Source organism: Marinifilum fragile (assembly GCF_963677365.1).
Classification (GTDB): domain Bacteria; phylum Bacteroidota; class Bacteroidia; order Bacteroidales; family Marinifilaceae; genus Marinifilum; species Marinifilum fragile.
Genome location: NZ_OY781962.1, coordinates 450,532 through 470,626, shown reverse-complemented (window position 1 = coordinate 470,626; position 20,095 = coordinate 450,532). Strand labels below are relative to the sequence as shown.

Here is a 20,095-nt window from a genome sequence, read left to right as displayed (position 1 = left end):
ATCTTCTACAATCCGAACTTTAACGTAAATGTAAACTGCTTAGGCACTGGAGTTGCCACACCACCTGAATTGAAGAATTCCGGATCCTGACCATTTAATTTGTCATCAGAATACAATAGGAATAGGTTCGTTGCCTGAACTTTTAACGACAGATTATTTACACCCAATTTGTTTGTAATCTGTTTAGGAAAATCGTAAGCCAACGAAATTTCTTTCATTCTAATAAAATCACCCTTTGCAATACGCGCAGAAGAATAATTGTATGCGTTATAAGCAGTAGCCAAATCAGAAGAACCAATATTATCTCTCTGACGAACAGTTGCTATTACAGGAATATTAGTAATATTTTCATCACCTGGTCTTACCCAACGATTTTTGAATTCTTTAGGCAGTGCTGACATATCTGAATAATCGCTTGCAAAAACAGGATCTAAACGAACTACATTACCAAAAGAGTAAGTCATGAATACATTCAATCTTAAACCTTTGTAAGTAAATGTATTGTTTAAACTACCAATATCTGTAGGATCAGCAGAACCTGAGTATTCAAGGAAGTCAAGATTTTCTCTTTCCTGGAAATAGATATCGCTAACCGTTACATTGCCATTTTGATCGCGGAAAGTTGGTAAACCTTCGCTATTCAATCCCTCGAATGGAATGGAGAAAATAGAACGAACAGCATATCCTTCGCGAGCAAAACCATTCCCTTTCACCATATCAATTACACGTGATCTGGTTTCAAGATCAGTTACCTTATTCTTTACCTTAGAATAAACAAAGTTGGTTACCCAAGAGAAGTTAGGTGTTTTGATATTGGTTGAAGAAATTGAGAATTCAAAACCATGTGAATCCATCGAAGCAACATTTCCATACTTTGCAACTTCTCCACCTAAACCTTGAGTGGTTACAATACCAATCAAATCATAGTTGTCACGAGTATAATAATCGAATGTAGTGTTTATCTTATTATTCAAGAAACCAATTTCGGCACCAATATTGAACTCATGCTTCTTCTCGTAAGTTAATTCACTATTCTCTAGAGATTCAATATACAATGAACTTTCTCTCATACCTGCAGTAGGTCTCCAAGGGTTACCACTTCTGATATCAACAAGTGAGTTGGTTACATAATGTGGCCCACGGTCAGCAGTCAAACTATAAGAAGCTTTCAAAGACAAATGGGAAATTGCAGGCTTTAATGACTCGAAGAAGTTCTCTTCATGAGCATTCCAGGCTCCTGAAACATTCCATGTTGGCAACCAACGAGCAGAATTAGATTTACCCATTTTGTTTGTTCCCTCGTATCGCAAAGTACCGTTAACGGTATATTTACCCAAGTATGAATAAGTAGCATTACCGAAGAATGCTGTGTTACGATACCTGGTATTGTTTACACCATAGTAAAGGTTGTTATTCTCAACTCCTTTCTTGAATAACTCATAAGTGTAGAATGGAATTTCACCCATTGAGTATTGAAGTCCCCATCCTGTACTGTTGGTCTTCTTACGGTCAGCAGAATTGACCTCCATACCTCCATAAAGATTGATAATGTGTGTATCCTCATTAAAAGAATCCTTGTATGAAGCTGATGCTCTAAAGTCATAACCCAACATGTTATAATCTGTACGCTCATAAATACCACCCTGTGGCAATACACTTACAGGAATTGCATAAGGATCATCCGGATCTTTATACAAGAATGGATTGTTATCACGAACTGTAACATTCGGCATTGCTCTGTATGCTTCTGCCTGGTTCGAGAACTCTGTAATGTTGTGTTCCTGAGAAGTTGCCTGATATTTAATAGCTCCCAAAGCACTCAATTCAACTTTTTGAATTGGTTTCCACTTCAATTCTGTTTGGAATTTTACATCCACAACATTCAAATCGATGTAGTTTTCACCCAATTCTTTTTTAATGTTGAAAGGAGCATAGTTACGTGTGTATTCTGCACTAGGATCCAAAGTTCTTGAAGAATTCAATGCAAATGAATAAGGATTGATATCAAAGTCACGCTTTACCTTACCTGTTACAACATCAACATCTTGTGCCAATGTTCCAGGAGCTTTTTGTTTACGATAAGAAGCACTACTGATTGTATTGAATGACAGATTATCGCGAATTTTAAAGTTTGATTTGAAGTTCGCAGTATAACGATTTACCTTACTTGATTGAGTCCAACCTGGATCAACCAAGGCACTGATAGATCCGTAATAAGTTGCCTTTTCAGTACCCGATGACATGCTCACAGAGTGACTTTGCATGATATTGGTATTGAAAAGTTCATCGAACCAGTCAGTATTTCTATATTCAGCTTTTCTTAAAAATGCAGCTTTTGCTTCAGGAGTATTCGCCAACAAAAAGTTTCCTGAAGCATCCAATTGGTTCAATTGCTGATACATTCTACCATACACACCACTTTCACGTGCATTGGCCATATCTGCGTAATTCAACCAACCACCTTCACGCATATCTTCATAAACAGCCATTTGCTCCTGAGAGTTCATGATGTTAAAATCAGAGTATGAAGGTGTCAAACGGTAAGTATATTCCCCTGTATAGTTGATACGACTAACACCAGCTTTACCTTTTTTGGTTGTGATAACAATAACCCCGGCCATTGCTCTTGCACCATAGATAGAAGTTGCAGAACCATCCTTCAATACTTCGAAACTTTCAATATCATCGGCATTTAAACCTGCAATTGCAGAACTAATCAATGTAGTTACATCCCCTGAAGAAAGAGCATCTGAACTTAATTCAACAACATCTTCAAGAATAACTCCATCAACTACCCAAAGAGGCTTTGAACTACCATAGATTGAGGTTGCACCACGAACACGGATTTTAGGAGCAGCACCAAAAGTACCCGAAACGTTTTGTACAGATACACCAGCAGCACGACCTTCTAAACCACGACTCACATCAGGGATACCAGAAAGTTTCACCTCCTCTGCGTTCAATTTTTGACTGGCTCCTGTAAACAAACGTTTATCAGTCACAACCATACCAGTAACAACAACCTCCTCTAGTTTTTCTGATGATTCTTTCAACGTAACATTTAAGGATGTTTGATTGATAATTTCAATTTCCTGAGCTTCCAAACCAATGAAAGAAAAAATCAAAACCTGACCTGGTTTATCATCCAAAGAGATTTCATACTCTCCATCAATATTGGTAGTAGTACCAATATTTGATCCTTTGATGATTACTGAAACTCCAGGTAAGGAAACATTGTTTTCATCAACAACTTTACCTTTCAATTTTCTTTTCTCTTGAGCAGCAGAATTTGCATTTCGTTCCTGCACTCTAATCAAAACGGTTTTGTGTTCCACCTCATAAGATAAACCAGTATTTTCAAGTGCTTTATCAAGTACTCGTTCTACCAGTTCATTTTGTGCATTCACTGAAATTGGCTTAATGCCTTCAAACTGAGATGCATCATACAGAAACCCCAGTTCGGTTTGCTCTTCAATAGCTTTAATTAAGTCTTCAATGCCGGAATTCTCTAGGCTTACGCTAATCCGACTTTGCGAAAAAATGCCTGCATTCGCTTGAAATGCAAATGCGACAATTAACACCATCACATTTCTCATTGTACGTAACATTCTCATCCACCTTATAAAAAAGGCAAATGCGTTCTCACAAAGGTTTTTTTTCATACATTTGTCAATAGGTAATTAAACTTGGAATACCCTTGCACGGTATTCATTATCTGTGTATAAAATCGGAAAATGTTGGCGCAGTTTCCGATTTTTTCTTTTATTTCTTCATACTTACAACAACAGCTTTTTTATTCATTTCTATTTCTACATTCGAAATCTTTTCAATCATGTTAGAAATCACTTCTAATCCTTCCATCTTATTCAATTTTCCACTTAATCTCTTGTTTTTAAGATCAGGATTTTGATAAAAGACTTTTATATCATACCATCTGGCTATAGTTCTCAGAATATCTTCCAATCGTTGATTCTCAAATCTAAAATAACCATTCACCCAGCTGGTATATAAATTGGTATCAACCTCTTTACTTTCCAAAGTTCTTTTCTTAAGATTCCAGTTGGCCTGATTTCCTGGCTCAAGCATTAAACTTTTATCAACACCATTAGAGTTAATTGAAACTTTTACTTTACCACTAACTAATGTGGTTTGTATTGAATTTTCATTCTCATATGCCATTACATTAAATTGAGTCCCCAACACTTCAACTTCCATATCATTCACTTCAACAATAAACCGTTTGCCTGTTTTACTCACATCAAAAAATGCCTCTCCTCGTAATTCTACTCTTCTATCCTGCCCTCCAAAACTTACCGGATATTTTAATTCAGAATCACAATTCAGATAAACTATCGTTCCATCAGAAAGTTCGATCTGATAATCATCTCCTTTTGATGTTCGAAGCGTATTGTATACAACTGACTTAGTTTTTACCGTATCTTGCTTTTCGTACTTTAAGCCTGCTCTCAGGTATTTTCTAATTTTAACTCCCTGATCTTCCACAACAGCTTGCTCTACACCCGATTCTAATTCATATGTATTTCCGTTAGAGGTTATTAAAACTGTTTGGTTTAAATCCTCCTTTTTTATCTGATTTTGATCAACCAAAGATTGATTCATTTGATTGTTGGAGTATATCCAAAGTCCAACACCAATAGTTAATGGCAATATAACAACTGCAGCATACTGAAGCATTTTTCTAATGAATGCTTTACGCGACTTTCTATTCAATCTTTTCATGAACAAATCCGTTGTATTCGGAACTGATTCCAATCTCAATTCTTCCATTGATTTTTCATGATAGTTTTTCATACGACCGAAAAACGCGCTGTTCTCTCCCGATGCCATCAACCATTCTTGAAATTCTTCCTCTTCAAAGGAAGTTAATTTGCCATCCAGCTTTTTTCGCAGAATGTCTAAATCTAAATTCTTCATTTTAAATTTTTACCGATTTAAAATCTATACAAATGGTTGGTAAGGTTAAGTCACTCTTAAGACGAGGAAAAACAAAAAGGGTTAACAAAATTTTGAATTTTTATTTCAGAAAAATGTAACCCTTTGATATTGTGAAATATATTTTAACTATATTTTATTTTTTGTAATTATGTAGGAAAATAACACCAACAATTCTTTTAAACTATATAGCCTTTCTTTTAAAATTTTTTTAGCTCTGAACACCTGAACTTTTACAGTATTTACAGAAATATCCATTTCTTCTGCTATTTCGGCATGTTTTAATCCACTGTATACCGACATACGATAAACTTCTTTACATTGAGCTGGCAGCTCATCAATGGCGCGCTTAATTTTAAAGCTTACTTCAGAATCTATATTAATACTTACCGATTCCGATACAATTTGAGCTTCTGCTAATTTTAACTTTTTCTTGTCTTCAAGCTTTATGGAACGTAAATGATCAATGCAAGCATTCTTAACCATAAAAAAAAGATAAGAACGAAGCGATCTGGAGATTCTAATATTAGGATTTTCCCAAAGTTTTATAAATACTTCCTGAACAATATCCTCTGCTATATCAGGAGAGCATACATAACATTCAGCAAAACGAAACAATTGCGCATGGTATGTATCAAACAACAATCGAAAAGCGTTCTTGTCACGTTCAGCAATTCTTTGGTTTAGTAATCTCTCTTCTGCAATCATTTGTCGTGGGTTTCTTTTTCTCAATGTTTCCAACAAGTTTAGATCAAACTATTGTCAAAAACTTTATCTAAGGGGGGAGTGCTAATATATAAAATTAACCTATTTAAACAAAGTATTGTTAATATAAAATCATTATTGACATTTGAATATCCTCTCTTTTAAGTTAAAAGAAGTAATATCTTTGTGATCACTAAATTTTCACAAAATAAGTATCTAATCCAAGCAAAAGTAAAATGAGAATCATCCAAATTATAATTCTTAGCATTGTTTTTTACTCTTGTAGCAACAATAAAAATCAAAATAACTCCAATTCTGAAGTTGCTGAAAGTAAACAATCAGCGGAAAGTCCGGAAGCATTCGCACAATACCGCGATATCACTGGTTTAGTAGATGCAGAAGAGTTTTACCGACTGATACAAACTTGCGATAGTGTTAAAATTTATGACATTCGGCCAAGAGAAGTATACATTTCGGAACCCAGAATTAAGGGAGCCAAATTAATTTACGATTTCAGCTATTTCAAAGAAGCACTTCAAAATTTACACCGCGATCATCAAATCATGGTATACTGCGGTAAAGAACTTCGAAGTCCTGCTGCTGTTAACGCTTTGGTAAAATTGGGCTTTAACAATGTATACGAATTGCAAGGTGGATTGGCAGCGTGGAAAAACAAAAGGCTTCCTTTGGTAGATACAGATGGAAATGAGTACAAATATTCATCCATGAAATAATTTTCTTGTTCATGTGTAAACCACAATAAACAACTATCAAATTGTTACTTAAATAAGGCAATCTACTTTCAAAAAATAAAATTAAAGGTTTTTTAACAAATAAATTCTTCTTTTCGTTCACCCATTTCTAACAATCGACTGTTATTGTATTGTAATTATTAAAAACAAATAATCAGCTTAATCGCTAAGGGGGAAAAATGAAGAAGAGAGAGATTGCCGCACCAAAAAGTGCAATGGGTTTTAAAGGCAACAATGAGAAAGCTAGAAAAAGCAGCAAAACAAGTATTAAAAGACTTGCTGTTGTATTTATTCTATTAGCCTTTTGTATGCCAATAAGCAAAAATGTGCTGGCAAATAAGGAAGAAAAGATTAAACCTGGAAAGAAACAAGCTACACTGATTCTATCGGATGGCAGTAAGTTAATTCTGGGTGCAAGTACCGATACCATTGTAAGTTCAAAAACAACCGGTATTCGTATCATTGTAGATTCTACTGGAATCAATTACATCTCGATTGATAGTTTGAAGAAAATACATAAAACCCACAAAGTGGATTCAGTAAAAACACAAAAGCCGCAAAAGAAAGTAGTATCCCATAAAGTTTGCAATTAAAGTTATTCTGATTTTTTTCGGAGTCCCAATTTAGACTCCGAAAAAAATCAAAATAACTTTATAGTGAAAATCAACCTTTTTCAGGACGATTCAAACTATTAAAAATTAAGATCTATATTACTTTCTCGGACTTGTGACAAATCTTCCACTTTTGGCACCTGGATTGTAATAACCTTCCATAACCGTTGGTATTTTCTTCAGTAATAAACCATTATGAACTAACTTCAATGCTATAAACCCTGTCGCAACAAAATTAATCGTACCATCTCTATATTCTGTACCACCATCTCCCTCGTGTTGATATGTCATAATAGCATCCCATAAAAATGTTTGATAAAAACTACTATTAACAGTTTTAGCCCACTTTCCATCTAACTCTAGATATACCATTTGTATCCCATCTGGAAATGATTCTTTAAACCAGTAATTTTTAGTGCTTTTTAGAAAACTCACATTGCTTTTGCCATTTTCTTCACTAACTGAAGATGGGATCATGAAATACTTATTAATAAATTTCATAGCTGAATCAAGTTGAGAAATTGAATTAATGGGTTGTAAGTCCTTGTAAATACTATTTTCCAATTCAGATTCCTCAACATCTTGTATATTATACTTTTCCATAAGAGCATTGAACCTAGCATCATCTAAGTCCTCGATAATTTCATTTTGACTACAGGCCAAACACATAGCACTAAGTACAACTATTCCAACTGCTCTACATAAACTTTTCACCTTAAATATTTTCATACATCTATTTTATTAATTTTATACTCTTTGAATTTACTTTTTTACTTCTTTTAAATTTCCTGCTAAATTGGAAATATATAATGGTACCGATTACAGGAAATACTATAATCAAAATGAAGAATAATAATTTGTGCAATTTATTCTTATACTGTGATTTTTGGATATCAATAAAAGCCCAACACCATAATATTATTACTAGTATTAAAAATACAATCATTAAAAAATTTCCCATTATCATACAAGATTAATTTTTAATATTACTACAATTTGTCAATTGCTTCCTTTAAGCGGGTAACAGAAGGATGTGTATTGTTACCACCAGCTTTGCCATTTTCGGTGATGAAAATATCAAAAGCACTCGCAGCTTTCTCCTTATCCTTCTTGTGCAGATAAAGTTTTGCCAACATCATATTCCCCATGATGATGCCATTTTCTCTGTCTGCGGCAAATGTTTGAGCAATCTTGATAAAATCATCTACTATTTCTTTTTGGGCGGCTAGTTTTTCCGTTTTTAAAATCTCATCACATATGCTGTAATAAGTAAAAACATTTCCTTTATTGCCTTTTGATGCTTCTGCCTCCTTGATTTTAAGATCGTACCATGTTTGCAATTGATTGTTTGCTATGTAATAGGTATACTTTAAACTTTTCTTTGTATGCTCTAAATTATCATTTGGAAATTCCCTATGACATCTATCGATTTCAGCATTCAGTTCTTTTAAGCTTTTACACTCTTTAGCATACTGTTCTAAATGCGCATAATAAGCAGAACCAAATAATGTTGCATATTCATAAGGCTCAGTAATTTCTTTTAGCTTGTCCTTATTCTCCAATAAGCAGTTGAATTCTTTTGATCCGTACGGAAATTTAACGGATGAAATCACATAGAACTGTTCTTTGTTCAAGTATTTTTCCAAAGAGGTTCTATTGATGATTTCTTTGGCAACAATGGACATTGTTTCCTTATCATACAGGGCTTTTACTGCATTCAGATAAGTCATTAAAAATTCCAAATCTCTGTTCCCGTTCTTGAACTTGGTTCGAAGGGTTCCGATACGCAATTCCGGGTTCAAAGCTGCCTTTGCGCCTTTGATTAAATCTTCAGCCGGCATCCCTCCAACTAACTTGTGAACTACCTTACCGTGGGCATCGATAAATAACAAGCTAGGATAAGAAGTTATTCCATATTTCTTGTTTAAGGCAATCCCTTCTCCTTTTTCCATATCCATTTTTACATTCACAAAATTCTTATTGAAGTAATCTCCAACTTCCTTTTGTGGAAAAATGTCTTTTGCCAAATACTTGCACGGACCACACCAACTGGTATAGCAATCCATAAAAACCAACTTGTTTTCTTTTTTTGCTTTTGCCAAAGCTTCTTTAAAAGTTCCATGTTCAAACTCAATGCCTTGAGCAAACAAGCCACTACAGATAAATGTAGCTACTATAAGTACTAAAACCTTTTTCATTACCATTAAATAATTTATTACAAGAATTCCGAGACAAATGAACTCAACTCATTTATTCTTAATTAAAGTCAAAATTTTCTTAGGCTGGTAGGGTGTAGAGAATTAGCCCCGAAATTAATCGGGGCTACTATGGTTACCTACTAACGAGGGTTTTGTTCTATTTCAGGATTCTTTAAGATGTACTTTCTTGCTATTGGCAGAACCCACTTGTTATCTCCCGGCGATAAAATATGCGACTCTCCCGCTACACTGTGATCGATGGAGATATTTGCATCATCATATGCATTGTAACGCTTAATGTCAAACCATCTTGATCCCTTATAGGCAAGCTCTCTTCTTCTCTCCTGCTTTACTTTTTGTAGAGCATCTGCAGCATCAGTAGCTGTTAGTTCAGTATAAGCTTCTGTCTTAATTCTGTTTTGACGAATCAAATTCACATCCGACATTGCATCACTAACATTTCCTTTTCTTGCATAACATTCCGCTCTTGTCAATATCATTTCAGGTACGGACAATCCACATGTTCTTCCTACTATATACTCTTGTAAATATATCTTGTCGGCATAAGGAGGAAACCATTCTGTTTCGAACATACCAACAAATCTTAAATCATTGTCCATGTCATACAAATCTTTCAATTGCTGACTTGGATAGATCAATTCATACGAATTTTGTGGTTCTTTCCACAAGATTTGTTCTTTGTTTTCGTAGTTATCTGGTAAATCAATCATATTTGCGTACCATGCATTCTTTGGCAATTCATTGTAGTTATACATGAAATTATAGTATGATAAAGATTCTTCTGCTTTAGAAAGGGCTTTGTTAAAATCACCCATCAACAAGTATGTTCTTGCCAAAAGTGCACTGGCCGAAGCCTTTGAAGGACGATAAGATTGCTCCGGAACATTAGGTAAATCATTGTATACCGCATCTAAGTCGCTTAAAATTAAATCATATACTTCCTTCACTGTTGATCTCTCCAAACTTCCTTCAATAGCAGGTTCAATAAGCAAAGGAACTCCTAAATCGGTTGCGGCAGTAGATGGATTATAATGCTTCCCATATAAATTTACCAAATTCAAGTAGGCAAAAGCTCTGTGTACAATTGCCTCGGCATACAATTGATTCTTTTCGTCTTCGCCTCCTGTTGCTGACTTCACTTCTGCAATAACAACATTGCACATGTAAATCTGATTGTAAATAGCTGCCCAGTCCGGATCTTCATACTCTTCCAGATAGATATGATCCTCAAAAGTGTATGCATTTCTAGTGCTCTCACCATATTTGCTTTCGAATCGTTCATCGGTAATTACAACATCATCACTCAAAAATAAATCTCCTCCATAACTCTCAACAATACCAACAGATTCTCCTCGTGATAAGGTTTGATCCATCAGTAATCGATAATCCTCTACTTTTTGAGGTATAATTTTCCCTTTGGGTTTGATATCCAACCAATCATCACATGACGTAAATAGCATCAGTAATGCGACTATATATATGTATGTTCTCATTTTTTTCTATTTTAAAAGATCGGTTATATTGATCTCTTGATTATCAATTTAAATCCGTTAAAATGTAGCTTTCAAGCTAAAGGTATATTCTGGCTTTAAAGGCATACCTGATAAAGTTTGATTCCTCTCAACATATGGTACATATTCAGGATCTAATCCAGAATCATTAAATGCTATAACACCTAAATTTCTCACCTGTACGCCCACATTCAAAGCTCTTAATTTCAAAGGTTCCACAAACTTCTTAGGTAAATCATAGTTTAAAACCACCTCTTTGAATCTAATGTGCGAAGCACTTTCCACTCTATTGTCTGATAATCGACTGTAATTACCGAAATAACTACCTAATTGGCTAAAATCTGTTGGCAGAACAGGAATATCTGTGTGAGCCTCATCCCCTGGCTTTTGCCATCTCTTCACATAATCCTTATGAACAAAGTGTCTATACAATGAAGTGTTTAAGTCAGAGTAGTTAATGGTAGGCACTCTAAACTTGTGACCGAATTTATAAGTAAACAATGTACTTAACGAAAAACCTTTGTAACGAATCACATTTGACCAACTGCCATAAAACTTCGGAATCAAGCTTCCTTCATATTTTAAAGCTTTGGGATCTTCCAATAGAGTTTCATGATCAATCACTTCATTTTTCTCATTATATATCTGTGGCAATCCTTCGTTTGATAATCCAGCCCAACGATAACTATACATGTAATGCAATGGCTTTCCTACCCTTGCTACTCCTCCAATATAACTTGACACGGTTTCATGAGGTATTTCAACCTTTTCAACTCGGTTCTTATTGTAACTGAAGTTCAGAATACTATTCCATTTCACTCCTTTGTTTAAAACACCTACGTTCACACTTGCATCAATTCCTTTGTTGCTCATTTCAGCGAAATTCATCAGGGCACTGGAGAAACCATAAGTAGAGTTTAATGATACATTACCCAATAAGTCGGTACTGTTTTTAGAGTAGTACTCAATCGATCCTGATAGTCTATTCGAAAACAATGAGTAATCAACCCCAACGTTTACCACTGCAGTTTTCTCCCATCGAAGATTCGGATTTTTCGGATTCTTCAAATAGGCATATTGATGCTGATCTCTGTAATCCTTGGTAACTTCAGCAATCAAATATGGACTGGTATCTTTGTCAACATTACCATTGGTACCATAAGTTAATCTAAAATTCAAACGATTTACAAAGTCCAGATTGATAAAATCTTCTTTATGCATCTGCCAGTTCAAACCCGTTGACCAAAGCGGTACGTTACGATATTTTGAATCTGCACCAAATAGGTTCGAATCATCCAAACGTGCACTTGCCGTTAAGGTATATTTATCGTTGTAGGTATAGGCCATATTCCCATAATAGGATACAAAACGGTCTTCCAAATGACCAAATGAAGTATTGTCCCCAATATTTCTTTTTTGTCCGCTAATAGCCGTTGTATATCTCTCATTGTGATTTACACTAACAAACTGCAAACTTTGCGGATTATACCCATATTTACTGTACGAAGACCTCTCACTTTCATATTTTCTAACCTCCATGCCTGCAAGGGCATTTAACTGATGCTTGTTATCATCAAATGCACGATTAAAATTCAATTGTCCTCTGGTAGTAAAAGTTCTATACTTTTCAAAAGACTGATCGAAAATGTGACCTTTTGGAAAATTACTAATGATATTTCCATCTTCAATATAAGTAAATGCATTTACATTATTTCGAACCCTGTAGGTCTCTTCATTAAACAAACTTTCACCTTCCTCATTTCCCCACTCATACTGATATCTTCCTTCAAAATCAAGTCCATCTAAAAGCTTTACATTAACACCAACATTCATACGAATATCCGCGTTCTTTATGGTATTGTCTTTATTCTGAAATTCCTGATACAAGTTGTAATCCCAATTGTACGGATAACCTTGTGCAACCAAATCTTCCTTTGTTTGTTGATAGTGAGATTCTGGTTGCGGAATGTAGTTGCCGTCAGCATCTAATATGGTTTGATATTGTGGTGCTCTAAGAATACTTTGGATACCAATTCCATTGTTATACTGATTTCTAAGAGTAGTAGAAATTCCTGCATTCACATCGATGCGATCAGTAATTTTGGTATTGATTTTTAAATTCGCAATCAAACGATCATTTTGATTTTCCTTGGAATATGATTTGTTATCATCATAACTCAATGAGAGACGATAGTTGCTATTATCACTAGCTCCACTAATTGCAATATTGTATTGTTGACGAACAGATTTTCTTAAAAACAGATCTGCAAATTCGTCTCTTACATCAACTTTTTTAAGCTGATTAATGATTGCATCCGCTTCGGCTTGATCGATTTGTCCATCTTTTAGTTTTAAAAAGGCATCCATACCCTGAGTGATCGGATATTGACTAGCTCCCGATGGCAAATTTTGCCATCCATTGTCGGCAAGAAATTTCTCCACCTCTAAAAACTTTTCAGTTGAAGCAAATGGCAATTCGTATAAATCAGGATGATCAGCAATGGATAAAGTTGAAGAAAACTCAACCATTGGTTTTCCTTTCTTCCCATTTTTTTTCGAAACAATTACAATAACACCATTGGCAGCACGAGCACCCCAAATTGATGCTGCAGCTGCATCTTTCAAAACAGTCATACTTTCAACGTCGTTAGGATTTAAGGTTTCCAAATCTCCCTCAATAGGAAATCCATCAACAACATATAAAGGCTCGCGATTTCCTTTCATTGTACTAATTCCTCGGATGGTTATTTTCCCTTCACTGTCAAATAATACACCTGCAGCCTGTCCTTCCAGCTTATCTACCACATTTAAAGTTGATTTTTGATCCAAAACCTCTGAATCTACCTTTTCGAATGCACCTGAAGCTCTTTCTCTCGAAATAGATTGGTAACCGGTTACAACCACCTCAGCCATTTGTTCCGTATCAGCGCCCAAGCTTACATTTTGAACAGACTGGCCTTTGTAGGCAATCTCTTGTGGTAACATTCCAACAAATGAGAATACCAATACTGCGTTATTGCTGTCAATTTCCAACACATAATTTCCATCAATATCTGTAGCAACACCAACTGAAGTTCCTTTAATTACAACAGATACTCCGGGAAGAGGCACTCCTTGATCGTCGATTACCTTTCCTTTGATTTCCTTCTTTTCCTGCTCAACAGGTTGCTCGTACACATGAGCTTTTTTGCGAATTACCACAACATTATTCTCTATGTAGTATTCCAAATCAGTTCCTTCCAAGCAAGATGTCAAGGCATCCTCTACACTTACATCCTTTAAATTGATTTCGTCAATCTTTACATCTGCCACCATACCTTCGCTGTACACAAAAGTATAGTCCGAGAGAGATTTTAGTTCTCTGAAGACTTCTTTTAAACTCGCATCTTCCATTTTCATGGAAACCCTTGTTCCTTGGCTATATCCTTCTGCCGAAACGGTAAATATTGCCAGAAAGAATAAAATGGCTGTTAATTTCATAACCCTTAAGGTTTTTCTCCAAGCATTACTCAAGCAATGCCCGAAATCATGATTTTTTTTCATAAATTTGGGTTGTTAGTTACTATTTAGCGCATTCGCACTGCGCTTGATTTAATTAATTGGGGATGTTAGCGCATCCCTTTTTTTATTTTATTTCATCAGGACGCAAAGCCTTGCGTCTTTACTATTCTACCGTGATCACCTTTCCTTTTATCGTAAACTTGGCATCTCCAGTTCCTTCAATCAGCGAAAGAACATCTTCAATCTGTCCGTATCTCTGAACGTCAACCGAAAAGATCTTGTCCTTTACAGTTGAGTTGGCAAAAAATACTTTGATATCATACCAACGAGCCAAATCGTACATGATGTTTTCCAATCTTCGACTATCAAAAATAAACTGACCGTTCTTCCAGGCTGTAACCTCCTCGATATTTGCCACTACACTCTTTAACGAATTTGTGCCTTTATCAATTACGGCTTGATGCCCAGGGCTTAATAAAATCTGCTCTCCCCTGGTGTTTTTCACTTTCACACTTCCCTCAACCAGAGTCGATAGAATTTCTGCCTCATCATCGTAAGCTCGCACATTAAATTCTGTTCCCAATACTTTCAATTCCATTCCATTTGTCTCTACAATAAAAGGCCAATCCTTATTGCTCTTTACATCAAAATACAACTCCCCTTTAGCAATTACCTTTCTTTCCTTACCAGAAAATTTCGAAGGAAATTCCAAATAAGAATCTGCATTCATCCATACTTTGGTTCCATCGGGTAAATTCACTTGAAATTCTCCTCCTATGGGAGTAACAATACGGTTCATTTTATAAGCTTCACCAGCCAGCAATTCCTCATCATTAATTTTTAACTGGTTGCTGTCTCGCTCTACCAAAAGATTCTCCTTCGATCGAATCACTCCTGAAGTATCCTTCGATAGATCGACCACCTCTCCATTCGAAAAATAGATGACTGCATTACTGCTTCCTGGTTCAATTTGCTGAACATCGGCCAAGCCAACTTCATATTCCGGCGTTTTGTGTAGCAACAAGAATCCTATTGCCATTGGAATTAATAGAACTGCAACATAAGCCAACCATTTCTTATAATCCAGACTCGATTTGATTTGTTTCTCTAATTTGTTCCAGGCCTCTTCCTGATTAAATTCATCGTATGCAAAACTTTTCGATAGCATTCTTTCTTTCGACACAATGCTATCGAAAAGTTCTTGCTTGCCTGAATTCTGTATCCAGTTTTGCAGATCCTTTTCCTGTTCTGCATTCAATTGGCCTTTTAAATGACGAACAATTAAATCTGATATATTATTCTCTGAAATATGCATATTCTTTCTTGGTTTGTTACTAAGAAACGGATGAGTAAAAAGTGGGTGACAGTATCTAATTTTTTTCTCAATTTAAAAAAAGAAAGTCAATAAGTCAGGAAAGGATTAAAAGTTGAGAAGAGTTTTAAAAAGTCAAACAGTCTAACCGTCAGAAAGGATCATGAGTAATGAGTAATGAGTAATGAGTAATGAGTAATGAGTAATGAGTAATGAGTAATGAGTAATGAGTAATGAGTATGTAAAGTTCGGAACTCATATCTACTTCCGCAACTTTATACTTTATACTTTTTTCCTGATCCTCGAGACCTACAGAGCTGGCTTAATGCTTGAAGCTTGCAGATACCCACTAATAACAGTCTGCTATGCTAATAGTAACAACAGTACCCAATGAATTCCCTTCAATTTCCCGCGCAGAAATTCATAAGCTCGTTTTTTCAATGTTTTTACCGTGTTCACGGAAACATTTAATTCCTCAGCCATCTCAGGGTTTGTCAAGCCATTCATGGTCATCAGAATAATCTTACGAGATTGAGGAGAGAGTTCTTTTATGGCTTCGTAGATTTGAGAGTGTACCTCTTCTTCAACAATGGATTCTTCGGCATACCAATCGGATGATAAAGCCTTGATATCCTCCTGTGATTTTTGTTTTACATCTTGATGACGAAGGTAATTTAAACAGGCATTGCGAACCGATGAATACAAGTAACTTTTAATGGCAGTATAACTTTCTATATCGCTGCGCTTGTTCCATAATCCCAAAAAAGATTCCTGAACCAAATCATCACATACTTCTGCATCGGGAATAAAATTTCTGGAAAATCCACATAGTGGACGATAGTATTCCTCAAAAATCTTTTTGAAAACTACCCGATTCCCTTGTGACAATTGTTTTAACAGTAATTGATTTTCCATTGAAAGTCAAAAATAGAAATAGATATTGGAAATACAAATTGGTAGCTTTTTGAAATCCCATTAGCAATAAAGGCAATTCCACAAGTACATCACAACAAACTACACTTCAATAATCATTGGGAGCAATCACTTATCTTTTCAACAAACCATCAACTGTTAAACAAAGTTAAATTAGCTGAGTTTAAAAAACTTGACACATTTGGCAGGTGGAATTGTCATAACATTTATTTAACTTGGGTGGAAGTTTTGGAAAGACAACCCACCGGCTGGTCATCAACCTTGTAAAACTTTGACGGGTCGCACTTGGAAGAGGAGGCCGATGGGCTCTTTTCAAAAATAAACTAAATTTTTAATATCATGACACTTCGTTATGGATTAGGTTTAAATCATTTGACGGAAGCACCAAATGATTACACTGCTGTAGTCACAGACAGCACAAATATTAATGTTACAAAAATCATGGAACGCATGATTGGCAAAGGATCTACTGTTACTAAAGCTGAAGGACTTTCGGTAATTGAAGAATTTGAATATGCCGTTGTGGAAGAAGTGAAGAATGGAAATATTGTTTCCACTGATCTGTTCAGGATTAGTCCAAGTATTTCAGGAGTTTTTGAGGATGAGAATGATTCTTTTGATCCTTCTCGTCATTCAATTAATCTGAATATTAGTCCAGGACCGAGGCTACAGGAAATCATCTCAAAAATTGAATTGAAGAAAGTAGCTTTAAGCTCTGCTGAACCTGTGATTGAGAAATTTGTAGATTTAAAGACTAAAGTAGAAAATGAATCTTTCACTCCTGGCCAGATTGCATCCATTAAAGGTTCATTGCTTAAGTTTAATGAAGAAGATAACAATCAGGGTGTATTCTTTATTGCTGTAGATGGCACAGAAACAAGGGTAACAGAATTTGTGAAGAACAAGCCATCTGAATTAATGTTTTTTGTTCCTGATGGCTTAACCATCGGAAATTTTCAGCTTGAAGTAAGAAATACTCCTCATAAGCTAAAAACCATTAAAAAAGGTAGACTATCAGTCGAATTGGTTCCTGCAAATTGAGTTGTAGGAATGCTTAAAGGGAACTCTTTCGAGTTCCCTTTTATGTATTATTTCTTCCAAACAGTTTTGAAAGCTAGTTCCAATGTGTTTGGAACCGTAATTCCAGGATACTTGGAACACTAATTCCAAGACAGTAGGAAGGTTAGTTCCAAACAATTTGGTATAAAAAAGTACAAACTCTATCCTAAAATTCTTTATCGCAAAAAAAGCTTGTAAAATTTTAGAGACCGAATTAATCCTGTCTCTAACATCACAAATAAAAAGAGCAAGCCATAACAGCTTGCTCCTACAACTAGTCAAATAAATACCTTTAGGAGACGAAAATTAAAGGTAAACCTGAAAAAGGTCTCGTTTAATTTTAATTTGATAGAATTTTTTTGTCTTTACATTAGGAATAGCCACTCCCAAATGTGACTACTCCATTATAAACCAACTAATCTAATTCTTCCAAACTCTCGGAATAAATGATAATAAATACCTTTTTTAATATAGAAGCTGATTATGCTTTTATAAATTCTTTAATACTTCTTCTATTTCTAATGGATGAAGATCAAAACCAATGATGATTCCTTTTTCATCAATTAATAAGTTCTTTCCAACAGAACCAAACTGTGTTCCCATGATTTGATCTCCAATATCGAAAACATTCATCCAATTAAATTCATGTTTCTTCATCACCTTAATCCAATCCGCTTTTGCTTCCTCCATGCTTTTAATGTAGCCACGAACCGTATAATCCCAGCTCACTGCCAATATCTGAAATCCTTTGGGTTGGTGTTTTTGATAAGTCGATTTGATCTGCTTTAGTTTCTTAATGCAAGGACCACATTTTGAAGCCCATGAATCAATCCAAAGTATTTTTCCTCTCAAATCAGCTGTATTGATCTCTTCTCCATTTTGGTCCATAAGTCTAAAGTCTTTCAGTTGATTTCCAATAGCCGTATTCTGGATACTTTCCAACCATTTCTCGTAAAGAGTACGACGAGCCTCGTTCAATTTCTCATTTTGTAACAACTTCGATAAATCTTTAGGTCGAATGTGTTCCATCAACTCTAAAAACAAGGCCTCATCTTTATTCATTATGGCTTGTTGTTTGATCTCATCCACCAAGTGATGCTTTTGAGTATACAGTTTCAGAATTCTACTTTTAAGCTCTTTATCCGTCTCTTGCTCTTTATAATATTTGAATTCCAAATCTTTTATTTGATTTAGAATTTCCATTTTTTGATTCTTGAACTGCTCAAAACTTTTTGCAGCATTAGGGGATAGCTTCACATCCTCTTTTACCTTCCATATTTGCATGAACAGATCTTCGGATTGTGCGAAAGAAGACAAACTGCTTAATAAAATGCAAAGCAGAAATACATTTTGAACTAAACGTCTCATGATCTTACAATTTTAAGTTCTCTTTGATGGTTTCTTCCAATACCTCGCCACGCTCAATGGCCAAAATATTACCGTTAGGACCAATTAGCAACACATAAGGAATACCCCGTACAAAATAAGAAGGTGCAACCTCCCCATTTTTATCATGCAATTGCAAATAAGGCATGTTCAACTTTTTCATTGCCATCTTCCATGCATTAGGATCCTGATCGGTTGAAATGGCTAACATTTCCAATCCTTTTGAATGATATTTCTTGTGTAGTTCCTTCATAAATGGCATTTCCTTTTTACAAGGACCGCACCAAGAGGCCCAAAAATCAATCACCAGGTATTTTCCTTTAAAATCAGATAAGCTGTGCTCATTTCCAGCAGCATCTTTCAATGTAAATGCAGGCGCTTTTTCTCCCACCGATAGCGATTTAGGGGCTGTCTGCTTTTTCATATAATCCAATACAGTTACAAGTCTTTCATAAGCAGCTGTTTCTTTCACTGCAGGTTGAAATAATGCCCCAAGTGAATCCAGTTTTTCAACACCTACTTGTCCACCCCAACTGGCCAAAACAACTGCCATTTCTTCGCTATTGGCAAACTGTCCAGTCTTATCAATCAATTCCTTTCTTACCGCATCCAACAAAGCATTTCCCTTGTTTGCATAAGCAATTTGCTCCTCATGACTCCTTCTTTCTCCACTACTCTCTTTCAAGCTTTGCTTGTTAAACTTGTTAAATTCAACAACGGCAGGAAAGTTTGCCTGCTTAAATTGCTCAACCTTATTCATGTGTTCGTTCTCTACATTCGAGAAAAGCAAGGAGTCGTAATGTGCTTTAATCGTAGTGATTTTATCCATATAGAAATCTATGGCACAAGCTTCTGCTACCGGATACATGTACGGATTTGAATACTTAGACGGGAAGTGCAACACATAAGAAGCATGCATCTTGTTCAAAGGCAATTCTCCTTCGATCTTGAACTCTGGTGTTCTGGAATAAATGGTTTTAATGGGTTCGTTCGTTGTTCGATCTAATAATATCACAGGTCCACGCAAATTGGCAACGTCCATTGAAATCGAATACTTAAAAGTATCAGTCTTAACTTCTTGTTTTTGCTCTTTACAAGATGTCATAAATATGCCTGATAGTGCAGCAATTACTAGTAACTTCTTCATGATATC

15 protein-coding genes are annotated in these 20,095 nt (G+C 35.4%); 3 read left to right on the top strand and 12 right to left on the bottom strand.

Features of this window, described 5'->3' with window-relative positions:
• Positions 1-5: 5 nt before the first annotated feature.
• The 3 genes from ACKPCA_RS01735 to ACKPCA_RS01725 form a co-directional block, all read right to left on the bottom strand.
• Positions 6-3,608: a SusC/RagA family TonB-linked outer membrane protein gene (locus tag ACKPCA_RS01735; protein WP_321281020.1), complete on the bottom strand. Its 3,603-nt coding sequence runs from the start codon at positions 3,606-3,608 to the stop codon at positions 6-8.
• A 154-nt stretch (positions 3,609-3,762) separates the two neighbouring features.
• Positions 3,763-4,935, bottom strand: coding sequence for a FecR family protein (locus ACKPCA_RS01730; protein ID WP_321281019.1), 1,173 nt, complete (start codon positions 4,933-4,935; stop codon positions 3,763-3,765).
• 147 nt (positions 4,936-5,082) lie between these two features.
• Positions 5,083-5,685 (bottom strand): RNA polymerase sigma-70 factor, encoded by a 603-nt coding sequence (locus tag ACKPCA_RS01725; protein ID WP_321281018.1) that lies wholly within the window; start codon positions 5,683-5,685, stop codon positions 5,083-5,085.
• A gap of 209 nt (positions 5,686-5,894) precedes the next feature.
• Between ACKPCA_RS01725 and ACKPCA_RS01720 the strand changes: the two genes are divergently transcribed.
• Both ACKPCA_RS01720 and ACKPCA_RS01715 read left to right on the top strand, forming a co-directional pair.
• Complete coding sequence (locus tag ACKPCA_RS01720) at positions 5,895-6,392, top strand: rhodanese-like domain-containing protein (protein WP_321281017.1); 498 nt, start codon at positions 5,895-5,897, stop codon at positions 6,390-6,392.
• A gap of 197 nt (positions 6,393-6,589) precedes the next feature.
• Positions 6,590-7,003: a hypothetical protein gene (locus ACKPCA_RS01715; protein WP_321281016.1), complete on the top strand. Its 414-nt coding sequence runs from the start codon at positions 6,590-6,592 to the stop codon at positions 7,001-7,003.
• Positions 7,004-7,120: 117 nt separating this feature from the next.
• On the opposite strand, the gene ACKPCA_RS01710 is transcribed toward ACKPCA_RS01715, so the two are convergent.
• The 7 genes from ACKPCA_RS01710 to ACKPCA_RS01680 form a co-directional block, all read right to left on the bottom strand.
• Positions 7,121-7,750, bottom strand: coding sequence for a hypothetical protein (locus tag ACKPCA_RS01710; protein WP_321281015.1), 630 nt, complete (start codon positions 7,748-7,750; stop codon positions 7,121-7,123).
• A 4-nt stretch (positions 7,751-7,754) separates the two neighbouring features.
• A complete protein-coding gene (locus ACKPCA_RS01705) occupies positions 7,755-7,967 on the bottom strand; it encodes a PLDc N-terminal domain-containing protein (protein ID WP_407660184.1) in 213 nt (70 codons plus the stop codon).
• A 43-nt stretch (positions 7,968-8,010) separates the two neighbouring features.
• Complete coding sequence (locus tag ACKPCA_RS01700; protein ID WP_321281014.1) at positions 8,011-9,219, bottom strand: thioredoxin family protein; 1,209 nt, start codon at positions 9,217-9,219, stop codon at positions 8,011-8,013.
• Positions 9,220-9,359: 140 nt separating this feature from the next.
• A complete protein-coding gene (locus tag ACKPCA_RS01695; RefSeq protein WP_321281013.1) occupies positions 9,360-10,733 on the bottom strand; it encodes a RagB/SusD family nutrient uptake outer membrane protein in 1,374 nt (457 codons plus the stop codon).
• Between the two features lie 57 nt (positions 10,734-10,790).
• A complete protein-coding gene (locus ACKPCA_RS01690) occupies positions 10,791-14,294 on the bottom strand; it encodes a SusC/RagA family TonB-linked outer membrane protein (protein WP_321281012.1) in 3,504 nt (1,167 codons plus the stop codon).
• A 121-nt stretch (positions 14,295-14,415) separates the two neighbouring features.
• Positions 14,416-15,567 carry a FecR family protein gene (locus ACKPCA_RS01685; protein WP_321281011.1) on the bottom strand — a complete coding sequence of 384 codons (1,152 nt, stop codon included), beginning with the start codon at positions 15,565-15,567 and terminating at the stop codon, positions 14,416-14,418.
• A gap of 360 nt (positions 15,568-15,927) precedes the next feature.
• Complete coding sequence (locus ACKPCA_RS01680; RefSeq protein ID WP_054720921.1) at positions 15,928-16,479, bottom strand: RNA polymerase sigma-70 factor; 552 nt, start codon at positions 16,477-16,479, stop codon at positions 15,928-15,930.
• Positions 16,480-16,836: 357 nt separating this feature from the next.
• Between ACKPCA_RS01680 and ACKPCA_RS01675 the strand changes: the two genes are divergently transcribed.
• Positions 16,837-17,538, top strand: a complete 702-nt coding sequence (locus ACKPCA_RS01675; protein ID WP_321281010.1) for a DNA-binding domain-containing protein — start codon at positions 16,837-16,839, stop codon at positions 17,536-17,538.
• A gap of 507 nt (positions 17,539-18,045) precedes the next feature.
• Here the strand turns inward: ACKPCA_RS01675 and ACKPCA_RS01670 are convergent.
• Together ACKPCA_RS01670 and ACKPCA_RS01665 are read right to left on the bottom strand one after the other, a co-directional pair.
• A complete protein-coding gene (locus ACKPCA_RS01670) occupies positions 18,046-18,924 on the bottom strand; it encodes a peroxiredoxin family protein (protein ID WP_321281009.1) in 879 nt (292 codons plus the stop codon).
• Between the two features lie 4 nt (positions 18,925-18,928).
• Positions 18,929-20,089, bottom strand: a complete 1,161-nt coding sequence (locus ACKPCA_RS01665) for a TlpA family protein disulfide reductase (RefSeq protein ID WP_321281008.1) — start codon at positions 20,087-20,089, stop codon at positions 18,929-18,931.
• Between the last annotated feature and the right edge of the window lie 6 nt (positions 20,090-20,095).

Bases quoted from the DNA above. Each gene is read 5' to 3' on its own strand.
- ACKPCA_RS01735 (WP_321281020.1), bottom strand. From the start codon at position 3,608: ATGTTACGTACAATGAGAAATGTGATGGTGTTAATTGTCGCATTTGCA.
- ACKPCA_RS01730 (WP_321281019.1), bottom strand. From the start codon at position 4,935: ATGAAGAATTTAGATTTAGACATTCTGCGAAAAAAGCTGGATGGCAAA.
- ACKPCA_RS01720 (WP_321281017.1), top strand. From the start codon at position 5,895: ATGAGAATCATCCAAATTATAATTCTTAGCATTGTTTTTTACTCTTGT.
- ACKPCA_RS01715 (WP_321281016.1), top strand. From the start codon at position 6,590: ATGAAGAAGAGAGAGATTGCCGCACCAAAAAGTGCAATGGGTTTTAAA.
- ACKPCA_RS01710 (WP_321281015.1), bottom strand. From the start codon at position 7,750: ATGAAAATATTTAAGGTGAAAAGTTTATGTAGAGCAGTTGGAATAGTT.
- ACKPCA_RS01705 (WP_407660184.1), bottom strand. From the start codon at position 7,967: ATGATTGTATTTTTAATACTAGTAATAATATTATGGTGTTGGGCTTTT.
- ACKPCA_RS01700 (WP_321281014.1), bottom strand. From the start codon at position 9,219: ATGAAAAAGGTTTTAGTACTTATAGTAGCTACATTTATCTGTAGTGGC.
- ACKPCA_RS01695 (WP_321281013.1), bottom strand. From the start codon at position 10,733: ATGAGAACATACATATATATAGTCGCATTACTGATGCTATTTACGTCA.
- ACKPCA_RS01690 (WP_321281012.1), bottom strand. From the start codon at position 14,294: ATGAAAAAAAATCATGATTTCGGGCATTGCTTGAGTAATGCTTGGAGA.
- ACKPCA_RS01685 (WP_321281011.1), bottom strand. From the start codon at position 15,567: ATGCATATTTCAGAGAATAATATATCAGATTTAATTGTTCGTCATTTA.
- ACKPCA_RS01680 (WP_054720921.1), bottom strand. From the start codon at position 16,479: ATGGAAAATCAATTACTGTTAAAACAATTGTCACAAGGGAATCGGGTA.
- ACKPCA_RS01675 (WP_321281010.1), top strand. From the start codon at position 16,837: ATGACACTTCGTTATGGATTAGGTTTAAATCATTTGACGGAAGCACCA.
- ACKPCA_RS01670 (WP_321281009.1), bottom strand. From the start codon at position 18,924: ATGAGACGTTTAGTTCAAAATGTATTTCTGCTTTGCATTTTATTAAGC.
- ACKPCA_RS01665 (WP_321281008.1), bottom strand. From the start codon at position 20,089: ATGAAGAAGTTACTAGTAATTGCTGCACTATCAGGCATATTTATGACA.